The following is a 21,319-nucleotide window of genomic DNA, read 5'->3' as shown; positions in this document are numbered from 1 at the left end:
CGGCCCTAGCCCTGCAGCCACAGACAGTCGACCCGATCACCGGGACGAATATGGCTGTCGGCCGGGATGACGGCAAAGGCATTCGTCTCGGCGCAGGAGGTCAGGACCGCCGAGCTCTGTTCGGGGTAGGGCGTGGCAAGGATGCGCTCACCGTGAAACTCGAGATTGGCGCGCATGTAGTGACGTCGACCCTGGGTACGGGTCTCGAACTGGGCCTCGGCGCTGATCACCGGAAGCGACTCCTGGTCGGAGCAGCCCTGGAGTCTGCCCAGCAGTGGCCGCAGGTAGAGCCAGGCGCCGACATAGCTCGATACCGGGTTGCCGGGCAGCCCTACAAGGCGCGTGGAGCCGATCGTCCCCAGCGCCAGTGGCTTGCCCGGTCGCATCGCCAGTCGCCACAGCGAGAGCGTTCCGAGACGTTCCAGCGCCGGCTTGACGTGATCTTCCTCGCCGACGCTGACACCGCCCGTGGTCACGATGACATCGGCAACGGCCGCGGCTTCCTCCAGGCGTGCCAGGGTGGTGCCGGAATCGTCGGCAACCCGGACCTGGCTGACCAGCTCGCCACCGAAGCGTCGGATCAGCGTGGCCAGCATCGGGCCGTTGCTATTGTAGATCTGTCCGCGTGACAGGGGCTGGCCGGGCTCGACGATCTCGTCGCCGGTGAGCAGCAGTGCCACTCTCGGCCGCCTGACCACATCGACCGTCGTGCAACCCTGGCCAGCGAGCAGCCCCAGCGCGGCCGCGCCCAGGCGCGTGCCGGCGCCGAGCAGCGGCTGCCCCATGGTCACGTCCAGCCCACGACGTCTCACGTTTTGTCCAGCCTGGGTCACCGGAACGATCGCGGTATCCCCGACCACTTCGACATTTTCCTGGATCGCCACGCAGTCGGCCCCGGTCGGTATCTCGCTGCCGGTGAAGATCCGCGCGCAGGTGCCGGGCGTCAGCGGCTGCGCTGGCTGGCCGGCGGGAATGCGTTGGGAGATCGGCAGTTGCCTGCCACTGTCCGCGCTGGCCAGCGCGAATCCATCCATGGCACTGTTATCTGCCGGCGGTACATCGATGGCGGCCCGCACATCGTCCACCAGCACCCGGCCGTCGGCGTCCGGGCAGGCGATGCGCTCGCCCTCGAGCCGCGAGACGCCCTCGAGCAGCGCTTCTAGGGCACGTTCGACGCTCTGGAGTTCACCCTGATTTCTGTCAGCCATGATCCTGCGTGCCTCTTCCCGGGATCACCAGATTGGCGAAGTTGCAGGGTCGGTGACGGCTATCCAACTGCTCCTGGAGAATCCGATCCCAGCCGGTGCGGCAGGCACCGGTCGACCCCGGCAGGCAGAAGATCACGGTCGCGTTGGATAGCCCGCCCAGGCAGCGGCTCTGTACGGTCGAGCTGCCGATCTCCTCGAACGAGAGCTGCCGGAACAGCTCACCGAAGCCTTCGATGCGCTTGTCGAGCAGCGGGGCGACGGCCTCGGGCGTGGAGTCCCGGCCGGTGAAGCCGGTGCCGCCGGTCGTCAGCACGACCTGCACGCCATCATCGGCGATCCAGCCCGCGACCACGGCCCGAATCCGATAGACGTCGTCAGGTACGATGCGTTTCTCGGCAAGGCGATGGCCTGCCGCTTCGAGGCGGCCGACGAGGGTCTGCCCGGAGCGATCGCTGGCTTCGTCCCGGGTGTCCGATATCGTCAGTACCGCGATCGACAGCGGAATCATGGCCGAGTCGCTCATGCTTCCTCCCGACTGCCGTCGGCGCCGGCCTTGCGTGCCTGACGTGCTTCCAGCGCGGCGAGCTGCTCGTCGGTCGCCGGTGCCTGATGATGCGCCTTCCATTCGGCGTAGGGCATGCCATAGACGTACTCGCGCGCCGTTTCATAATCCAGCTCGGCGCCCCGCGTCTCGGCCGCGCTGACCAGCCACTTGGAGAGACAGTTGCGGCAGAAATCCGCCAGGATCATCAGGTCGATGTTCTGGACGTCCTTGTTCGCGTCCAGATGGCGAAGCAGCCGACGAAAGGCGGCCGCTTCCAGTTCGGTGCGGGTCTGCTCATCGAGGTGGTGCATAGCAGGAGCTCCTGTCGTGGAGGATGAGTGGCAGTCAGGGTCGGACGTTCGTGCCGTCTCGGTCAGTCGTTATCGCCGGGCGTGCAGACCGAGAGCACCACGGCATCGTTCGGACTGGTGGAGACCAGGGCGTGGCCCATGTCGCTGTCGAAATAGAGCGAATCGCCGGCTGCCATCGCCAAGGGTTCGTAGAGTTCCGAATAGATCAGAATCTCCCCTTCGAGAATCATCAGAAACTCTTCGCCGTCGTGGCGGACCCACTCCTGGAACTCCTCGAAGTGACGCGCTCGCACGATGGTCTTGAACGGGATCATGCGCTTCTGCGCCAACTGGCATGAGAGCAGCTCGTGCTCATAAGTGGGAGTGGGGTGGCGCTTGCCGTCGCCACGCGGGGTGAGATCGCGTCGGCCGCTGGACTGGCGCCTGGGTTTGGTCGGCTTGAGTAGTTGGGGGAGATCGATGCCCAAGCCGGTAATCAGCTTCTGGACCGCGGTGAACGTCGGCGAGATCTGATCGTTCTCGATCTTGGATAGCGTCGATCGGGCCAGGCCGGTACGCGTGCTGACGTCGCCCAATGTCCACTGGTTCGAGAGCCGTATCTCCTTGAGCCGTTCGCCCAGACGCAGGGGCTCGACGAAGGCTTTGCGACCGGCGGCGATTCGCAGTGCGGCATCCTGATCGTTACTGGCGGCCATGAAACTCTCTGTCGGGAGCGTGGAGTGTCGAGTCGTTGTCTCGTGTCGGAGTGCAAGAATATCACAGCGTGAGGCGGCGGCTCTGCGCCGAGAACGACCTCTCCGCTACCTCAGACCGAATAGGCGTGACCCAGCAGCGCGATCAGGTGCGCCTCGACGCTCAGTGGCAAGGTCTTGAGGTGATAACCACCCTCCAGCACCGAGACCAGCTTGCCGCCGGCGTGACGGCGAGCGACATCCATGGCGAGCGTGGTCACCCAGTGAAAATCCTCGTGACCGAGGGCCAACTGGCCCAGCGGGTCGTCACGGTGAGCATCGAAGCCGCTGGAGAGAAGCACCAGTTGAGGCCGGTGACGCTCCAGCGCCGGCAGCCAGTTCCGCTCGACGGCGGTCCTGAACCCCAGGCTGCCGGTACCGGCAGGCAAGGGAGTATTGACGATGTTGGGCCACGCTCCGGTCAGATAGCGCCACGGGTAGAACGCTTCCTGGTAACTGCTGCAGACCAGTATCGCGGGATCGTCGTGAAAGATATCCAGCGTACCGTTGCCCTGATGGACATCGAAATCGAGGATGGCGATTCGCTCGATGCCATGGGCGGCCCTGGCATGGGCGGCCGCCACGGCGACGTTGTTGTAGAAGCAGAACCCCATCGCCAGCGCGCGCTCGGCGTGATGGCCAGGTGGCCGAACGGCACAGAACACGTTGTCGGCGCGGTTGCCGCAGACCAGATCGACACCGCGGACCGCCGCGCCCGCCGCGAGCGATGCCGCAGCCAGCGAGTAAGGCCCCATGCGGGTGTCGCTATCGAGTTGCTGGAGGCCGCTTTGCGGTTGCTGGACATCGAGCGCGCTGAGGTAATCTGGGGCGTGCACCCTCTCGAGCTGGAGCGTCGATACCGGGCCGGGTTCCGACTGCATCGTCTGCTGCAGAACCCCGCTGAGCATGAGCCTGGCGCGGATGGCCTCGAGCCGCATGGGAGACTCCGGGTGATGGGAGCCCATGTCGTGCAGCGCGATATCGGGGTGGGTGAGATAGGAGGTGATCATTGAGACTCGCCGGCCGGTTCGAGGTAGCTCCATTCTGGGCGAGGCCGGCGCAACAAGTCACATTGTCTCGCTTCGACTTTGGTCTAGGGTCTGAACCTCGATGACGTGACCGTGTAGGGTTGAACGCATCCTTGTCGACGTCGTGAGGTTCACGGTGGCCACGCAATTCCTGCGCCGTTTTTTCGCGCCGAGATCACTGGTGGTGATCGGCGCCTCCCCCAAACCGGAATCGATGGGGGGAATCGTCCTGCAGAATCTGCTGCAGGCCGGCTTTGCGGGGCCGGTATGGGCGATCAATCCCCGGGGATACCAGGAGGTTCATGGCGTGACCTGCTTCCGGCGCATCGCCGATCTTCCCGAGATCCCCGATCTCGCCATCGTCTGCTCTCCGCTGAGCGGGGTCCCGGCGGTGCTGGAGCGGCTGGGACGCCGGCAGGTCAGGGCCGCGCTGATCGTCTCGGGTGGCGCGTCGCTGGAAGACGATTCCCGCGACGGCAAGGCGTTGCGCGCGCGACTGGAACGGGCGACATTGCGCTCCGGCATGCGCGTGCTCGGACCGGAGTGCCTGGGCGTCGCCGTGCCTTCCATGAAGCTCAATGCCACCTACGCCAGCCAGCCGATAGGCGATGGCAGCGTCGCCTACCTCGGCCAGTCGGGGATGCTGGGGAACGCGATGATCGACTGGGCCGCCGGTCGCGAGGTGGGTTTTTCCCATCTTGTCACGCTGGGCGACAGCCTCGACGTGCAGTTGCCCGACCTCATCGACTATCTGAACCAGTCCGGTCGCTGCCGGGCGCTACTGCTGCACCTGGAAGCCTTCGGCAATGCACGGCACTTCATGACGGCGCTGCGGGAATCGTCGCGCAACCGGCTGGTGCTGGCGATCAAGAGCGGGTGTACCGCCGAGGCGACGCTCAGGCCGGTGTCGCCGACTGCGGGGGTCGATCGCCGAGACGCCATCGTCGATGCCGCGCTGGCCCGGGCCGGGGTGGTGCGGGTCGGTGATTCCGACGAACTGTTCGATGCCCTGGAGACGCTGTCGCGGCTCAAGCCGCCGAAAGGCGACCGTCTGGCGATCGTTTCGAACGGCGTGGGCCCGGCGCTGCTGGCGATCGACAGGTTGATCGATGGCGGGGGCCGGCTGGCAGAGCTCGGTGAGACGGCCGCCGACGCCTTGAAGGAGCGCCGGCTGGATGTCAGCAGACCGGGGCGCAACCCGGTTGACCTGGGCGGCAGGGCGACCCCGGAAGACTATCTGAGTGCACTGGAGATCGTGGCCCGCGATCCCAATGTCGACGCGGTTCTGGTGCTTCACGCGCCGACGCGGCTGGCGCCATCGCTGGCCACGGCCAACATGCTGATCGAGGCGCGCCAGCGCTTCCGCCACCGCCTGCTGGTGAGCTGGATGGGTCTGAAGGAGGCGCTAGAGGCCCGTGCGGCCTGCAATCGTGCCGGCATTCCCAGCTACGTGTCGCCGGAAAAGGCCGTCAGGGCCTTCCTCCACCTGGTGCGCTATCGCCAGGTCCAGCATCTACTGCAGGAGACGCCTCCCTCGCTGCCGTTCGACTCCAGTACTGGAAGCCGGCAGCGTTGCCATGCGCTTATCGACGACGCCCTGAACCGCCGGCGAGACCGGCTGACGCACCAGGAGACCGGTGAGGTACTGGCCGCCTACGGCATCGAATGTGCGCCCAGCGAGTACGTGTTCGATCTCGAGCAGGCGGAGCGGGCCACCGAGCGACTGCAGGGCCCTTGGGCCGTCAAGATCGTCCACCGCGACAACTGCGAGCCGTTTCGTTACTGGGGCGAGTCGCGGCGGCAGGCCACCTCGCTGGTCCAGGATCTGGAGCAGCCGGGCAGCGTCGTGGACGCCGTCGTACGACTGGAGGCGCGTGTTGGCGAGGCGCTGCCCAACAGCCCCATCTACAGCTACTGCCTCCAGACCATGCAGCGCGGCAAGGGGTCGCTGCAGCTCTGTGCTGGCATCACGCGGGATGCGGAGTTCGGCCCGGTCATCGTGTTCGGCATGGGCGGCTACAAGGTCGACGTCATGGCCGACCGCCAGACGGCGCTGCCACCGCTCAACATGCGCCTGGCGGAGGAGCTGATGGACCGTACCCGGGCGGGCCGCCTGATCCGGGAGCACAGCGAGGACCCGGACAGCGCCGTCGGCTGGGTCGCCCGGCTGCTGGTCAAGCTGTCCCAGATGGCTTCGGATCTGCCGCGCCTCAAGGGGCTAGAGATCAACCCGCTGCTGCTCAATCACGAGGGGATGATGGCGGTCGACTTCGCGCTCGACCTGGGGCCGGCGTCGACCCAGGCGATCATGCCTTACCCGGAGCAGTTGCGGGAAACCGTGACATTGAACGGCATGGAGATCGAGATCCGGCCGATCCGCGGCGAGGATGCCCCGCTGATCACCCATTTCCATACCTTCCTATCCGAGCAGAGCATCCGTTACCGCTACTTCCACCACAAGGCCGTACTGTCACCCCGGGAGCTGTCACAGCTGAGCCAGATCAACTATGACCGCCAGATGGCGTTCATTGCGGTCCGGCGCGTCGAGCAGGCTGGCGGGCAGCAGAGCGGGGCAGCTGGCACTGCTTCACCTTCGGAAGAGATGCTTGGGGTAGTGAGGGTATGGAACGACTCCGACAACATCCGCACCGAATTCTCGATCATCGTTCGGGACGACCTCCACGGCAGCGGCCTGGGGCGCCGATTGATGCGGAAGATGATCGACTACAGTCGGCAGGTGGGGACGCTGGTCATGGAGGGCACGATCCTCAGCGACAACCTGCCGATGCGCCGGCTGCTGACCTCGCTCGGGTTCGAACTGCGCACCAACGTCGAGGAGGGCACCGTTGAAGCCACGCTGAAACTGAATGAGCCGCAGAGCGACTGGCAACGTCATCGTCTCGATGCGGCGATGGATTGACCAACGAAGGAGGGGGGCTGGAGCCGTTTGAACGCTCATTCAATTATAAGATATTGTCGTTTGAAGGGATATTGATAAAACCGTATGATACGAAACCTAACAACACCAACAGATACCGTTCGACACGCATCCTGACAACGGCGTGAAGGACATTTTCTGCTTTGCCAACCTAGGCCTGACATGACCGACACACAGCAAACCAAGATTCAAGTGCGGAACTTGAGCAAGGTGTTCGGCGACGACGCCAAGAAAGCACTCAAACTACGCGACGAGGGTCTCAATCGTGCCCAGATCCTCGAAAAGACCGGGCAGACGCTCGGTCTCTCCAACATCAATTTCGATGTCCGGGAGGGCGAGCTTCTCGTCATCATGGGGCTCTCCGGCTCGGGCAAGTCGACGCTGATCCGCTGCCTCAACCGCCTGATCGAGCCCACCGAAGGCGACATCATCATCGGCGGCGAGAACATCCCCCAGCTCAGTGACAAGGCGTTGTTGCAGTGCCGGCGCCGACACTTCTCGATGGTGTTCCAGAACTTCGCGCTGTTTCCGCACCGGACCGTGCAGATGAATGCCGAGTACGGTCTCGAGATTCGCGGCGTCGACAAGGCCGAGCGAGCCGAGAAAGCCAAGAACGCGCTCAAGCAGGTCGGGCTGGAGGGGTGGGAGCATGCCTATCCCAATCAGCTTTCCGGGGGCATGCAGCAGCGGGTCGGGCTGGCTCGCGCGCTGGCCAACGACGCCAGCGTACTGCTGATGGACGAGGCGTTCTCCGCCCTCGATCCGCTGATCCGACGGGACATGCAGCAGGAGTTGATCGAACTGCAGCACCGGATGAAAAAGACCACGATCTTCATCACCCACGATCTCGATGAAGCCCTCCACATCGGCGACCGCATCATTCTGCTCCGTGACGGCGAGATCGTGCAGATCGGCACCCCTGAAGAGGTATTGACGCAGCCCGCGGATGACTACGTCGCCCGTTTCACCGAGGGGGTGGACCGCTCCCGGGTCGTCACCTCCCGCCGGGTGATGCGTCCGGTGCGCGCCACCGCCCATCACGACGACGGCCCGCGAACCGCACTGCGCAAGATGAGCGAGAATGCGCTGGACTCCATCTACGTCGTCGACCGCGAACGCAAGCTGCTGGGCATCGTCGAGGTCGATGATGTCGATGAGGCGGCGAGGGCCGGCAAGGATTCGATACAAGAGCTGCTGATCACGGACTTTCCCCACATCGGACCCGATGAGCCGCTGGCGACGCTCTATCCCATGTTTCAGGGCAAGAGTTATCCGGTGGCAGTCATCGATGACCAGCAGCGCCTGCTGGGCGTGATCGTCAAGGGTGCCGTACTCGAACAACTGGCTCAGACGGGAGAACAATAATGGATTTCGATATTCCGAGAATCCCGCTGGGCAACTGGATCGAGAGCGGGCTCGATTTCCTGACCACCGAGTTTTCCGGCGTCACCCGAGCGATCTCGCGAGGGACGCAAAGCGGCATCAATTTGCTCAACGACGGGTTGATGTGGTTGCCTGAATGGGCGCTGATTGCGCTGGTCGTGCTGCTGTGCTGGAAGCTCAGCGGCCGGCGTCTGGCCATCGGCGGCCTGGCCGGCCTGGCGCTGATCTGGAATCTGGGCCTGTGGAATCCGATGATCCAGACCCTGACGCTGGTGGTCATCGCGACACTGGTAGCGATCGTGATCGCGTTGCCACTGGGCATTCTGGCTGCGGTATCCGACCGGTTCTATCGGGTGATCATGCCGGTACTCGACTTCATGCAGACGATGCCGGCGTTCGTCTACCTGATCCCGGCAATCCCGTTTTTCGGCATCGGCTCGGTCTCCGGCATTTTCGCCACCGTGATCTTCTCGATGCCGCCGGCCATCCGCTTCACCACGCTGGGCATCCGGCAGGTGCCGAAGGATCTGATCGAGGCGGCGGATGCCTACGGCTCGACCCGCAGTCAGAAGCTGATCAAGGTCCAGCTGCCACTGTCGCTGCCGACCCTGATGGGCGGGATCAACCAGACCATCATGCTGGCCCTGTCGATGGTCGTCATCGCGGCGATGATCGGTGCCAACGGCCTGGGCAGCGAGGTCTGGCGGGCCATTCAACGCCTGCGTCCCGGCGAGGGCTTCGAGGCCGGCATTGCGGTGGTCATCATGGCGATGCTGCTCGACCGCCTGACACAGTCACTCAGCGGCAGCAAGAAAACAAAGTGAAGCAGGGTGGAGCCCGCTGTCGTCGAATTTCTCGCCGACAGCCGGACTCGCGGTACGTAAACCACAAGAAGGGGAAAGTCGATGACACGCAACGCAATGTCGCAAGCCGTTCGCTATGGTGCCTTGATGATGGCCGCCGGCCTCAGCATGACCGCCGGCGTGGCCCAGGCACAGGACAGCAAGGGCACCGTCAAGCTGGCCTATGTCGAGTGGGCCTCGGAAGTCGCCTCCACCAACGTGGTGCGCGCCGTGCTCGAGCAGCAGGGCTACGACGTCGAGATGGAATCGCTGGGCGCCGCGGTGATGTGGCAGGCGGTGGGTACCGGTGATGCCGATGCCATGGTCGCCGCCTGGCTGCCGACCACACATGGCGACTACATGGCCAAGGTGAAGGATCAGGTCGAGGACCTCGGGCCCAATCTCAACGGTACCAAGCTGGGGCTGGTCGTCCCCGTCTATACCTACGAGAAGGTCTCCTCGATCGCCGATCTCAACGCTAACGCCGACCTGTTCGACGACAAGATCGTGGGTATCGACCCCGGCGCCGGCCTGATGGCACAGACCGAAGATGCCATCGACGAGTACGGCCTCGACAACATGCAGCTGCAGTCGAGCAGCGGTCCTGCCATGACGTCGGCACTGGCGAGTGCCATCGATGACAAGGCGGACATCGTGGTCACCGGCTGGACGCCGCACTGGATGTTCGCACGCTGGGATCTCAAGTATCTCGACGATCCGAAGAAAGCCTACGGTGATGCCGAGCACATCGACACCGTCGTTCACAAGGGTCTGAAAGAGAAGATGCCGCAGGCGTACGCTATCCTGGACAACTTCCACTGGACGCCGGACCAGATGGGTGAGGTCATGCTCATGAACCAGGAAGAGGGTTCGGATCCGTACGAGAACGCCAAGAAGTGGGTCGAGGAGAATCCTGATGTCGTCGCCGAATGGACCGACGGCACGGCCCAGTAACGACATTCATTGGGGTTCATGGCGAAGCGCCCGGTCAAATGACCGGGCGCTTTGCATTGGATGGGAGAAAACCCCGCTGGCGAATAGCCGATGTGACTGTTCAAGGCGCCAGCCGGGTGCGATGCCACTCCTGGGCGTGTTCGTCGCGGCGGGTGTAGCGGACGCGATCGTGCAATCGGCTGCGTTGTCCCTGCCAGAACTCCACCGCCAGCGGCGCCAGAAGATAGCCGCCCCAGTGCGGCGGCCGTTCGACATCCTGATCCGAATAGACCTGCTCGAAGCGCGACAGTCGCTCTTTCATCCAGTCACGATTGGGAATCTCGACGCTCTGCTGGGAGACCCATGCCGCTAGCTGGCTCTGGCGTGGTCGGCTGGCAAAGTAGTCGTCGGACTGTCGGGAGTCCACCTTCGAGACGCTCCCCTCGACGCGAATCTGGCGCTGCAGCGCCGGCCACCAGAACACCACGGCGGCGTTGGGAACGTGGGCGAGCTCATTGCCTTTCTGGCTCTGGTAGTTGGTATAGAAGCGGAAGCCACTCTGATCGAACCCTTTCAGCAGGACGATGCGGGCGTGGGGGTGGCCCGCGCTGTCGACCGTCGCCAGCGTCATGGCGTTGGCATCCAGTCCCTCGGTCTCGATCGCCTTTTCCAGCCAGCCCTCGAACAGCGGAAGTGGCGAGTCGGGCGTGTTCTCGGGCGCCAGGGCGTCACCTTCGTAGTCCCGTCGCATACCGGCGAGATCGCTCATCAGTTGTTCTCCATGCGAATGCGATGAATGGCCATCATTGTAGCGCGCCAAGCCGGTGCGGTGGCCAACCCTCTCTCAGTCATTAGCCTATGGGCGTCCAGCTCTCGCCGGGGCGCGCTGAACGTTCGCCGGCGCCCGGCACGGAACCGGGTTAGACCGCACCCGCGTGAAGCGCCAGCACCAGGCCGCAGCAGCCCCAGCCGAGAATGGCATAGGGGAGATTCCAGCGCAGCATGTCGCGCACGGCAATCTGATAGCGAACGCAGATCGCCAGGTTGCTGCCGGAGAGCGGGCTGCTGCCGGTCCCCAGCGCCCAGCTCATGAGAAACAGCATGCCGAGCAGGGTCGGGTCGGGGTGGAGCGGCGCGATCAATGGTGCCAGCGTGGCGATACCGATCAGGGGGTGAATGCCGGTGAAGGAGACGACCACGATGATGCCAAGGGCGAACCACGCCTGCCAGTGACCGAAGTGATCGATGGGCAGGTCGAGCCCGTCCGGCAGGCTGGCCAGTAGCGCCGCCAGCCCCGTCGAGATGACGCCGGCCCCCAGAAACAGGGCGAACTGGGGAGCCAGGCGCTGCAGGCCCTGGGTGAACTGGTGGTGCATGCGCTCGCGCCGGTTGTCTCGAGGCATCAGCAGAAAGGAGAATAGGGGCGCGACGATGGCGATGATCAGCGGAATCGAGAGACCGGGATAGAGCAGGTGCAGCCCGATCACCACGATCGCCAGTGTGCAGGGCATCAGCAGCGCGCTCTTTTCGATGGGGTAACCGACGAAGGGCGCGTTCAGCCGTCGGATGTCGAGCCAGTTGAGCGCCAGCAGCGCAGCCGCCGCCAGCAGACCCCAGGGCAGCAGGCCGAGATAGTCGAGGCCCGGCGCGTAGGTCAGGGCCACACCCATCGCGACGAAGAATGGCGACCAGGCCGCGGCGGCGGTGAATCCCCGGCCGACGATGAGTGCCTGGGAGCGGGTGAGTCTCCCCTCGTGCTGCATTCGCTCGCCGAACAGGAAGACCACGGAGAGATTGATGGCGGCGCCGAACAGATGCGCCCCCAGCATGGTCCCGAGCATACTGCCCGACTGCTGATGGTCCGCTCTGGCCTGCGGCGTGGCCATGGTCAGGAAGCTGACGCCGGCAAACATCATCAGCAACGACTGGTTGATGGTCAGCGCGTTCAACGGCGAATAGGGCGTGCCGCGCACCAGCGCTGCCGCCCACAGCAACGAACCGGCCGCGAACAGCGTTCCTGCCTGGCGGCGGGAGGTGCGGGGCAGGGTGCGGAACAGCCGCAACGTCGCCAGCCAGGCCAGTATCGCGGCGGGCCAGATCGGCCAGCCAAACAGGTTGCAGGCCACACTGAGAGCCAGCATGGCCAGAATCAGGACGCTGGAAGGTCTCATGCCGCCGGTGAGTCGAGTCGACCGCGCAGGCGAACGTAGCGATAGGCCGTGAAGGCCAGAGCACCGGCTGCCAGGATCTCGGCGCCGACCAGCACCGAACCGCCACCCTTGGTCACGATCATGATGCCCTGGACGACGTAGAGCACGCCCAGCGCCGTCAGCCAGATGTGGCCGCGCCGGCGTCGCATCAGTAGTGTCGGCAGGAACAGCACCAGCGGCAGGATCCTCACCAGTAGCGCAGCGACCTGCGCGTGCTGCTGGAGGTAATGCCAGATACCGCTCACCACCAGCAGCGCCAGCAGCGCCGAATAGGCGATCCACACGCCGCGCCGGGCAGTGTCGAGCGCTTCCGTGTTCTGCCGTGGCGAAGGACGTTCGTTCATGGCCGCCCGCTCCGCATCGCGGCGAGTGCCAGGGCGAGCTCGGCCAGGCGGCGCCCCTGGGCGACCGCCAGTCTGCGCTCGTCGGCGTCGACTTCGCGGTCGGCGTTGGGGCCGGCCAGATGGCTGGTGCCATAGGGCGTTCCACCGCTCTGGGTGCTCAGCAGCGTCGTCTCGCTGTAGGGCACGCCCGCATAGACCATGCCGTGATGCAGCAACGGAATCAGCATGGTCAGCAGGGTGCTCTCCTGGCCGCCGTGCAGGCTGGCCGTGGAGGTGAACGCGGTAGCCGGCCGGTCGACGAGCGCGCCGTTCATCCAGAGCCCGCTGGTGGTATCGAGGAAATACTTGAGCGGCGCGGCCATGTTGCCGAACCGGGTCGGGCTGCCCAGCGCCAGGCCCGAACAGTGGCGCAGGTCCGCTTCCTCGACATAGATCGCCCCTTGGTCGGGGATCTCGGGGGCGGTTGCCTCGGATACCGGCGAGACCGCCGGCACGGTACGCAGTCGCGCCTCGACGCCGGAGACGCTCTCGACGCCGCTGGCCAGCTGTTCAGCCAGTGTTTTCGTTGCCCCCTGGCGCGAGTAGTAGAGCACCAGGACATAGGGCAGGGTCGGGCCGCTGGAGGCCGTATGATCGGTCATGACTTCTCCTCGAGGGGACGGCTTGCATCAAGCGCGCTCGTCAGGGGTTGGACGAAAAAGTGGGCGAGCGATGACCAGACAAGGCAAAAGTCAGCGCAACCGGGCCGGACTGGCGTACCAGTTCACGGGGTGTAAAAGAGTACGTTGAGCGGGTTCAACACCGTATGGCCTCGCGCAGGCGGTTTTCGTACAAGGCTCAGATCAGTTGCAGGACGGCCTGCGGCGGGCGCCCAATGACCGCGTACTCGCCGTCGTCGGCGATCGGTCTCTGCATCAGGCGGGGATGCTCGACGATGGCGTCGATGATCTGCTCCGGGGTCGGGTCATCGATGCCGCGCGCCCGCCATTCCTGCTCGTCGCGGCGCAGCATCTGATCGGCGTCGTCGCCCAGTCGCCTGGCGAGGCCTTCCAGCTGCTCGCGAGACAGCGGATCATCGAGATAGCGGCGTTCGATGAACTCGATGCCTCGAGACGCCAGCAGCGCCAGGGCCTCCCGTGACTTGGAGCAGCGCGGATTGTGGTAGAGCGTGAGCGTTGACATCGGTGCGGCGGAACCTTCTATGACAGTGCGGCGCGGGGTCTTGCTGGCCGTCGATCGACGCGGGACGGCGCAACGGGGCGGAAGCGATATTGTAGCGGCTGATCAGCGGAGGCCTCAATCGTCGCCGCCGACGACAAGCGCCGCCGACTCTATTCCGGCAGCCGCTTGTAGACCCAGGCCGTCGTGCCGTCTTCCAGCTTGACGCTCTCCCGCGTGTAGCGAACGCCCAGTCGCTCGTAGCGATCCAGCGCCCTGAGTGCGGCAGGGCCGACGGTCAGCACCTCGCCGTGCACCTCACCATCCGGCTGCGGGTGAATGTCGAGATCCTGTTTCCGATAGCCCTTCAGCGTCCCTTCCCGCGTCGCGACCGGAGTCCCCATGATGATCCAGCGCAAGCCGTCGTGACGCAGTGTCCCGTAGACGAACACGTCCTGCTCGGCAATTCGCTCATCGATGATGGCGGGCTCGGCGGGATGATAACCATAAGGGCTCATGAAGATGTACCAGAAGCCGCCGCCGGCGAGGATCGCCGCGGCGACCAGCAGAATCGACAGCCACTTGGCGAATCGTCGCATCATTGACAACCTTGCTCTGCGTAATGGATTTCGAGGAACATGCCTGTCAGCTTACCTCAGGCGCGGACGTCGCATGCAGACACGGTTCCGCAGAGGCCATTGAGGCGTCTCCTGAACCCCGTGCTAGCATTCGAAGTCGAAGCGTCAACGATGTCAGCGACGGAGGAGCGCCATCATGAGTCACGCCGCCAACGACTTCCAGGCATTCCGCGAAGCCTTGGGTCCCGATGTACGGCCGATCGGCAAGGGCCGGGACAAGGCCGCGGTCACCCGGCCCCAGAGATCACCCTCCGATGCCCAGCTCGCCCGTCGCGAGAGTGCCCAGCAGGCCCGCGACGACGAACGGGACTTCCTGTCCGACCAATTCGTCGACCTGGTCGGTGCCCACGATCCGATCGAATTTCGTCGCGACGGCATTCAGGTCGGCGTGCTCGAACGGTTGCGCCATGGCGGCTATCCCGCCGAGGCGCGGCTGCACATCATGCGCATGCCGGTCATCGAATGTCGCCGCGCCCTGTTCGGCTTTCTCCGCGACGCCTATGAACACGACCTGCGCAGTGTGCTCGTCGTCCACGGCCGCTCGCGCGAGGACGACGGCCACCCCAACGTCGTGCGCTCCTATCTCGACCACTGGCTTCGGCAGTTCGAGCAGGTCCAGGCCTTCAGTTCGGCGCCGGCCCAGCAAGGGGGAATCGGGGCGACTTTCGTGATGTTGCGCAAGTCGGAGCGCGCCAGATCGCACAATCGGGAGCGGCAGCAGAAGCGGCGCGGCTAAGTGACCGTTTGGTGCCGGATACATAAACCTTGGAGATCGTTGGCCCAACGCATTGACCCCAGCCAGGGCTGGGGTCAATGCTTGGAAAACCGGCTCCGAACCGATATCAGCGCTCCCGCAGGCGGCGGGCGAACAGCGGTTCGTTCAGGTCCACGGCGGGCTGGTAGCTGACGGTGAAGGCGGCGAGCGCCTTGAGGGCCGACTCGAGCTCCTGATCCTCGCGTAGTGCCAGGGCGTCGAAGCCGCAGCGCGTCATGTAGTAGAGCTGATCGATCAGGACATCGCCGATCGCCCGCACTTCGCCGGCATAACCGAAACGTTCCCGCAGCAATCGCGCCAGCGTGTAGCCGCGGCCATCGGTGAAGGCAGGGAAGTCGATCGCCACCAACGCGGCCTTCTCCAGTGTCGCCGCCAGTTCCGGAGTCAACTCGGTGTCGCTGGGTAGCCAGGGCGCCAGATCATCCCGATCCGAGTGCCGTTGCCACAAGGCGAGCGGCACGATGGCAGGACGGCTCACGGGCAGGCTCTCCTCGTCGCGGGAGAGCCCCCAGGTATCGGTGACCGGTTTGCCGAGCTTGATCAGCGTGCTCGTGGCGGCCACGGCTTCCGGCGCTTCTTGAAACTCCTGTTCAGGCTGCATAGACCCGCTCCTTGAAAGCCTGGTGACCGACACGACGATAGGTGTCGAGGAAGCGCTCATCGTCGAGGCGCTTTTCGACGTAGACCTGCAGAACCTTGTCGATGACGTCCGGGACATCCTCGCGATAGAAGGAGGGGCCTAGGATCTTGCCCAACGACACGTCGTCGTCGGCGTTGCCGCCCAGCGAGATCTGATAGTACTCCTCGCCTTTCTTGTCGACGCCGAGGATGCCAATATTGCCGACATGGTGATGCCCGCAGGCGTTCATGCAGCCGGAAATATTGAGATCGATCGGACCCAGGTCATACAGGAAATCGAGGTCCTCGAAGCGCTCCTGAATCGCCTGGGCGATCGGGATCGAGACCGCGTTGGCCAGCGAGCAGAAATCACCGCCCGGGCAGCAGATGATGTCGTTCAAGGTGCCCACCGTGGGGTTGGCCATGCCCAGCGCATCGAGCTGCCGCCACAGCGCCTCGATCTCGTCGACGGGCACGTCCGACAGCACCAGGTTCTGCTCGTGGGTAACGCGTAGCTCGCCGAAGCCGAAGGTCTCCGCGAGATCCGCCACCGCGTCCATCTGATCGGCGGTGATATCGCCCGGGGCCGCCTCGCGACGTTTCAACGACAGCGTGACCGCCTTGTAGCCAGGCACCTTGTGATCCATGACATTGTTGGTCACGAACCGGGCAAAGGCGCGATTTTCCTGACGAAGTGTCTCGTAGGCGACGATCGCGGATTCGGCGACCGGGCGACGCGCCGGCTCCGGGAAGTGCGTCTTGGCTTCGTCCACCGCCCCTTCGTTCAAGGTCTGCGGGCCATCCTTGAGATGGGCCCACTCGGCCTCGACGCGACGGGCGAACTCCTCGACGCCCAGCGCCTTGACCAGGATCTTGATCCGGGCCTTGAACTTGTTGTCGCGGCGACCGAACTGGTTGTAGACCCGGACGATGGCTTCGAGATAGGTCAGCAGATGCTGCCAGGGCAGATCCGCGCGCACCACCTCGCCGATCATCGGCGTACGCCCCATGCCGCCGCCCGCGAGAACGCGGAAGCGCAGTTCGCCGGCGTCGTTCAAGAACAGCCGCAGGCCGATGTCATGGACGTGGATCGCGGCGCGATCCTCGGTGGCACCGGTGACAGCGATCTTGAACTTGCGCGGCAGGTAGGCGAACTCCGGATGCAGGGTGGACCACTGGCGAATCAGCTCGCACCAGGGGCGCGGGTCGACCACTTCATCCTTGGCGATGCCTGCGAACTGATCGCTGGTGGTGTTGCGAATGCAGTTGCCGCTGGTCTGGATGGCGTGCATCTGGACCTTGGCCAGGTCGGCCAGGATGTCGGGCACGTCCTCCTGCGCCGGCCAGTTGAGCTGGAGGTTCTGGCGGGTGGTGAAGTGGCCGTAGCCGCGGTCGTAGCGCCGGGTGATGGTTGCCAGCGCGCGCAGCTGGTCACTGCTCAGCATGCCGTAGGGGATGGCGATGCGCAGCATCGGCGCATGGCGCTGGATATAGAGGCCATTCTGGAGTCTGACCGGACGAAACTCCTCTTCACCGAGCTTGCCGGCGAGATAGCGATCCATCTGGTCGCGAAACTGCGCAACGCGCTCGTCGACGAGCGTCTGGTCATAAGAGTCGTAGCGATACATCGGGCCTGATCCTGCTAGTCATGGATTGCCAATGAGAGCACCTTACCGCGTGCGCTTTATTCTACAAAAGAATAAATACTCATAATTTCTTGCCTTATCGTTATTACGACCGCGCCGTCATGAGGCCAGCGCGGAGCCGGCGTCGCGCTCGCCGTCAGTGGCCGCCGGCGACTCCGGGTCGTAGGAGAGCACGGGCGACAACCAGCGCTCCAGTTCCGCCAGCGGCATCGCCTTGCGCCGGGCCAGCGCCTCGACCTGGTCCCGGCCGATCTTGCCGGTGGAGAAATATTTCGCTGAAGGGTGGGCGAAATACCAGCCGGAGACCGCCGCCGCCGGCCACATGGCAAAGCTGTCGGTCAGCGAGATGCCGGTGCGTGCGGTGGCCTCAAGCAGCCGGAACAGAGTGGCCTTCTCGGTGTGATCGGGGCAGGCCGGGTAGCCGGGAGCCGGGCGGATCCCCTGATATTTTTCGGCGATCAGGGCGTCGTTGTCCAGCGTCTCCTCCGGCACGTAACCCCAGAACTCCTTGCGTACGCGCTCGTGGAGGCGCTCGGCGAAGGCCTCGGCGAGGCGGTCGGCCAGCGCCTGAACCAGGATGGCGTTGTAGTCGTCGCCGGCCGCCTCGTAGCGCTTGGCCAGCTCATCCGCGCCATGGCCGGTGGTGACGGCGAAACCGCCGATCCAGTCGAGCTTGCCGCTGGACGCTCCGTTCTCTCGATAACGCGGCGCAATGAAGTCGGCCAGGCTGTGGCAGATGCCGTCGCGGCCCTTGGTGCTCTGCTGACGAATATGATGGAGCCGCTCGATCACCGTTTCGCGACTGTCGTCAGCGTAGACCTCGATGACGTCGTCGTCGACGCTGTTGGCCGGCCACAGCCCGATCACGCCGCGGGCGCACAGATGCTTTTCGTCGATCAGCTTGCGCAGCATGGCCTGGGCATCGCGAAACAGATTGCGCGCCGCTTCGCCGACCACCTCGTCCTCAAGTATCCGCGGATACTTGCCCGAGAGCTGCCAGGTCATGAAGAAGGGCGTCCAGTCGATGAATTCGACGAGCTCGTCGAGATCGTAGTCGTCGAACACGGTGATCCCCGGCTGGATCGGTTTGACCGGTTCGAAATGGTTCCAGTCCACCTTGAAGCGCCGCTCTCGAGCCGAGCTGTAGGGCAGATCGGAAGCCTTGGGGCGACGCTTGGCGTTGCGCTCACGGACCTGGTCGTACTCCTGCCGGATCTCGGCGAAGTAGGTGGGTTTCTGGGTCGGCGAGAGCAGCCGGCTGGCGACGCCGACGGCGCGGGAGGCATCGCTGACGTAGATCACTGGCTCGGCGTACTGAGGCGCGATCTTGACCGCCGTGTGCGCCTTCGAGGTGGTGGCGCCACCGATCAGCAGCGGGAGCTGGAAGCCCTGGCGCTGCATCTCCTTGGCGACGTGGACCATCTCGTCCAGCGATGGCGTGATCAGGCCGGAGAGACCGATGATATCGGCGTTCTCGTCTCGTGCGGTCTTGAGGATCTTCTCCGTCGGCACCATCACGCCGAGATCGATCACCTCGTAGTTGTTGCACTGGAGCACCACGCCGACGATGTTCTTGCCGATGTCGTGGACATCGCCCTTGACCGTGGCCATCACGATCTTGCCCTTGGACTGCACATCGCCGGATTTCTCCGCCTCGATGTAGGGGATCAGATAGGCGACGGCCTGCTTCATCACCCGCGCGGACTTGACCACCTGGGGCAGAAACATCTTGCCGGCGCCGAACAGATCGCCGACCACATTCATGCCGTCCATCAGCGGGCCCTCGATCACCTCGATGGGGCGCGCGGCGGCTGCCCGGGCCTCCTCGGTGTCGGCTTCGATGTAGGCGGTGATGCCCTTGACCAGGGCGTGTTCGATCCGCTTGTTGACTTCCCACCCTCGCCATTCGAGATCTTCTTTCTTCGCCGCGCCGCTGCCGTCCCCACCTCCGTCTTGACGGTAGCGCTCGGCGATCTCCAGCAGCCGTTCGGTGCCGTCGTCGCGGCGATTGAGCACCACGTCCTCGACCGCCTCGCGCAGTTCGCTCGGCAGGTCGTCGTAGACCGCCAGCTGGCCGGCGTTGACGATGCCCATCGACATGCCGGCCTTGATCGCGTGATAGAGAAACACCGAGTGAATCGCCTCGCGCACCGGATTGTTGCCGCGAAACGAGAACGAGACGTTAGAGACGCCGCCCGAGATCATCGCATGAGGCAGGTTCTGGTGGATCCACTGGGTGGCCTCGATGAAATCGACGGCGTAGTTGTTGTGCTCCTCGATCCCGGTGGCGATGGCGAAGATATTGGGATCGAAGATGATGTCCTCGGCGGGGAAGCCGATGTCGTCCACCAGCAGACGGTAGGCGCGCTGGCAGATTTCGGTCTTGCGGGCGAAGGTATCGGCCTGGCCCTGCTCGTCGAACGCCATGACCACGATGGCGGCGCCGTGGCGCCGACACTCGTTGGCCTGATGGCGGAACGACGCTTCGCCTTCCTTCAGCGAAATCGAATTGACGATCGCCTTGCCCTGAATGCACTTGAGACCGGCTTCGATGATCCCCCACTTGGAGGAGTCGACCATGATCGGCACCCGGGCGATATCGGGTTCGCCGGCGATCAGGTTGAGGAAGCGCACCATCGCCTCCTCGGACTCCAGCATGCCCTCGTCCATGTTGATGTCGATCACCTGGGCGCCGTTCTCGACCTGCTCCAGCGCCACTTCCAGGGCGGTGGTGTAGTCCTCCTCCTGTATCAGCCGCTTGAAGCGCGCCGAACCGGTGACGTTGGTGCGCTCGCCGACGTTGACGAACAGCGAGTCGGCTTCGATGTTGAAGGGTTCGAGGCCGGAGAGCCGGCAGGCGGCGGGGCGCTCGGGAACGGCGCGGGGCGCAACGCCGTCGACGACGCGCTTGACCGCGGCGATATGCTCGGGCGTGGTGCCGCAGCAGCCGCCGATGACGTTGAGCATGCCGCTCTCGGCGAACTCGCGCACGATCGCGGCCATCTCCTCGGCGCTCTGGTCGTACTCGCCGAATTCGTTGGGCAGCCCCGCGTTGGGATGGGCGGAGACGAAGGTGTCGGCCTTGTTCGAAAGCTCCTCGAGATAGGGCCGAAGCTCCTGGGCGCCGAGCGCGCAGTTCAAGCCGACGGAGAGCGGCCGGGCGTGACGTACCGCGTTCCAGAACGCTTCCGTCGTCTGGCCGGAGAGGGTGCGGCCGGAAGCGTCGGTGATGGTGCCGGAGATCATCACCGGCAGACGCTCGCCGCGGGATTCGAACAGGGCCTCCAGGGCGTAGATGGCGGCCTTGGCATTGAGCGTGTCGAAGATCGTCTCGATCAGGATGATATCGGCACCGCCATCGATCAGCGCGGTGGCGGCCTCGATATAGTTGTCACGCAGCTGGTCGAAGGTGACGTTGCGCCTGGCCGGATCGTTGACGTCCGGTGACAGCGAGGCGGTGCGCGACGTCGGACCCAGCACGCCAGCGACATAGCGTGGAACGCCGGTCTCCGCGGCGACGGCATCGCAGACCTCGCGCGCCAGTCTGGCCGCTTCGCGATTGAGCTCGACGGTCAGCGACTCCATGCCGTAATCGGACTGGGACAGCCGGGTACTGTTGAAGGTGTTGGTCTCGACGATGTCGGCGCCGGCCTCCAGGTAGGCGCGGTGGATCGATTCGACGATGTCCGCTCGCGTCAGCGTCAGCAGATCGTTGTTGCCCTTGAGCTCGCTGGGCCAGTCGGCAAAGCGCTCGCCACGGAAGTCGGCCTCGTCGAGACGGTACTCCTGAAGCATGGTGCCCATACCGCCGTCGAGGATCACGATACGCTCGTCCAGCGTCTTCTTCAGCGTGGCGAACGAGGCAGAGGCGGTAATGGCAGTCATGGCGGTGACTCTCCAACAGCAGGTAAACAGGTCGCGTCCCTCGCGAGACACCGAGGGGCCGCATGGTATCAGAAAGGCACGGATGGCGGGACTTGGGCGACAAGCCTGACTAAATCACTCGGGATTG

At 64.6% G+C, this 21,319-nt stretch carries 19 protein-coding genes; 5 read left to right on the top strand and 14 right to left on the bottom strand.

Translation table 11 applies throughout. The features are described 5' to 3' along the window. Positions 1-5: 5 nt before the first annotated feature. The 5 genes from DOM45_RS09265 to DOM45_RS09245 form a co-directional block, all read right to left on the bottom strand. Positions 6-1,208: a molybdopterin molybdotransferase MoeA gene (locus tag DOM45_RS09265; RefSeq protein ID WP_110599734.1), complete on the bottom strand. Its 1,203-nt coding sequence runs from the start codon at positions 1,206-1,208 to the stop codon at positions 6-8. Further along, a complete protein-coding gene (gene moaB, locus DOM45_RS09260; protein ID WP_110599732.1) occupies positions 1,201-1,731 on the bottom strand; it encodes a molybdenum cofactor biosynthesis protein B in 531 nt (176 codons plus the stop codon). The genes DOM45_RS09265 and moaB overlap by 8 nt, the downstream gene beginning before the upstream one ends. Beyond that, on the bottom strand, positions 1,728-2,063 hold the full coding sequence (locus tag DOM45_RS09255) for a DUF1244 domain-containing protein (protein ID WP_110599730.1): 336 nt from the start codon (positions 2,061-2,063) through the stop codon (positions 1,728-1,730). The genes moaB and DOM45_RS09255 overlap by 4 nt, the downstream gene beginning before the upstream one ends. Positions 2,064-2,125: 62 nt before the next feature. Next, positions 2,126-2,758, bottom strand: coding sequence for a helix-turn-helix domain-containing protein (locus DOM45_RS09250; RefSeq protein ID WP_110599728.1), 633 nt, complete (start codon positions 2,756-2,758; stop codon positions 2,126-2,128). A 110-nt stretch (positions 2,759-2,868) separates the two neighbouring features. After that, entirely contained in the window at positions 2,869-3,804 is a 936-nt protein-coding gene (locus DOM45_RS09245; RefSeq protein ID WP_110599726.1) for a histone deacetylase family protein, read from the bottom strand. Between the two features lie 154 nt (positions 3,805-3,958). Here DOM45_RS09245 and DOM45_RS09240 point away from each other — a divergent pair, with 154 nt between their 5' ends. The 4 genes from DOM45_RS09240 (at position 3,959) to DOM45_RS09225 (ending at position 9,939) form a co-directional block, all read left to right on the top strand. After that, positions 3,959-6,742, top strand: coding sequence for a bifunctional acetate--CoA ligase family protein/GNAT family N-acetyltransferase (locus DOM45_RS09240; protein ID WP_110599724.1), 2,784 nt, complete (start codon positions 3,959-3,961; stop codon positions 6,740-6,742). A 180-nt stretch (positions 6,743-6,922) separates the two neighbouring features. Beyond that, positions 6,923-8,125 (top strand): quaternary amine ABC transporter ATP-binding protein, encoded by a 1,203-nt coding sequence (locus DOM45_RS09235; RefSeq protein WP_110599722.1) that lies wholly within the window; start codon positions 6,923-6,925, stop codon positions 8,123-8,125. Then, on the top strand, positions 8,125-8,967 hold the full coding sequence (locus DOM45_RS09230; protein WP_110599720.1) for an ABC transporter permease: 843 nt from the start codon (positions 8,125-8,127) through the stop codon (positions 8,965-8,967). The genes DOM45_RS09235 and DOM45_RS09230 overlap by 1 nt, the downstream gene beginning before the upstream one ends. A gap of 81 nt (positions 8,968-9,048) precedes the next feature. After that, positions 9,049-9,939: a glycine betaine ABC transporter substrate-binding protein gene (locus DOM45_RS09225; protein WP_110599718.1), complete on the top strand. Its 891-nt coding sequence runs from the start codon at positions 9,049-9,051 to the stop codon at positions 9,937-9,939. Positions 9,940-10,039: 100 nt separating this feature from the next. Here the strand turns inward: DOM45_RS09225 and pdxH are convergent, their stop codons facing one another. The 6 genes from pdxH to DOM45_RS09195 all read right to left on the bottom strand — a co-directional run bounded on the left by pdxH (position 10,040) and on the right by DOM45_RS09195 (position 14,232). Further along, positions 10,040-10,690, bottom strand: coding sequence for a pyridoxamine 5'-phosphate oxidase (gene pdxH, locus DOM45_RS09220; RefSeq protein WP_110600457.1), 651 nt, complete (start codon positions 10,688-10,690; stop codon positions 10,040-10,042). Positions 10,691-10,838: 148 nt separating this feature from the next. Beyond that, positions 10,839-12,089: a hypothetical protein gene (locus DOM45_RS09215; RefSeq protein WP_240612345.1), complete on the bottom strand. Its 1,251-nt coding sequence runs from the start codon at positions 12,087-12,089 to the stop codon at positions 10,839-10,841. Then, the gene (locus DOM45_RS09210; RefSeq protein ID WP_110599716.1) at positions 12,086-12,472 is read right to left on the bottom strand and encodes a DUF2069 domain-containing protein; all 387 of its coding nucleotides are present in this window, start codon (positions 12,470-12,472) and stop codon (positions 12,086-12,088) included. Before DOM45_RS09210 ends, DOM45_RS09215 begins: the two co-directional genes overlap by 4 nt. Continuing rightward, the gene (gene wrbA, locus DOM45_RS09205) at positions 12,469-13,113 is read right to left on the bottom strand and encodes an NAD(P)H:quinone oxidoreductase (RefSeq protein ID WP_110599714.1); all 645 of its coding nucleotides are present in this window, start codon (positions 13,111-13,113) and stop codon (positions 12,469-12,471) included. The genes DOM45_RS09210 and wrbA overlap by 4 nt, the downstream gene beginning before the upstream one ends. Positions 13,114-13,309: 196 nt before the next feature. Continuing rightward, positions 13,310-13,654, bottom strand: coding sequence for an arsenate reductase family protein (locus DOM45_RS09200; protein WP_110599712.1), 345 nt, complete (start codon positions 13,652-13,654; stop codon positions 13,310-13,312). A gap of 149 nt (positions 13,655-13,803) precedes the next feature. Continuing rightward, positions 13,804-14,232 carry a gamma-glutamylcyclotransferase family protein gene (locus DOM45_RS09195; RefSeq protein WP_110599710.1) on the bottom strand — a complete coding sequence of 143 codons (429 nt, stop codon included), beginning with the start codon at positions 14,230-14,232 and terminating at the stop codon, positions 13,804-13,806. Positions 14,233-14,404: 172 nt separating this feature from the next. Here DOM45_RS09195 and smrA point away from each other — a divergent pair, with 172 nt between their 5' ends. Then, the gene (gene smrA / locus DOM45_RS09190) at positions 14,405-15,004 is read left to right on the top strand and encodes a DNA endonuclease SmrA (protein WP_110599708.1); all 600 of its coding nucleotides are present in this window, start codon (positions 14,405-14,407) and stop codon (positions 15,002-15,004) included. A 106-nt stretch (positions 15,005-15,110) separates the two neighbouring features. On the opposite strand, the gene DOM45_RS09185 is transcribed toward smrA, so the two are convergent. The 3 genes from DOM45_RS09185 to metH form a co-directional block, all read right to left on the bottom strand. Further along, positions 15,111-15,644, bottom strand: a complete 534-nt coding sequence (locus DOM45_RS09185; protein WP_110599706.1) for a DUF934 domain-containing protein — start codon at positions 15,642-15,644, stop codon at positions 15,111-15,113. Then, positions 15,634-17,289 carry a nitrite/sulfite reductase gene (locus DOM45_RS09180; protein ID WP_110599704.1) on the bottom strand — a complete coding sequence of 552 codons (1,656 nt, stop codon included), beginning with the start codon at positions 17,287-17,289 and terminating at the stop codon, positions 15,634-15,636. Before DOM45_RS09180 ends, DOM45_RS09185 begins: the two co-directional genes overlap by 11 nt. A gap of 117 nt (positions 17,290-17,406) precedes the next feature. Further along, complete coding sequence (gene metH / locus DOM45_RS09175) at positions 17,407-21,192, bottom strand: methionine synthase (protein WP_110599702.1); 3,786 nt, start codon at positions 21,190-21,192, stop codon at positions 17,407-17,409. Positions 21,193-21,319: the final 127 nt, after the last annotated feature.

The organism is Salinicola lusitanus, from assembly GCF_003206045.1.
GTDB classification, from domain to species: domain Bacteria; phylum Pseudomonadota; class Gammaproteobacteria; order Pseudomonadales; family Halomonadaceae; genus Salinicola; species Salinicola lusitanus.
Note: the sequence above shows the minus strand (reverse complement) of the source record. Positions and strands in the feature narration are given on the sequence as shown.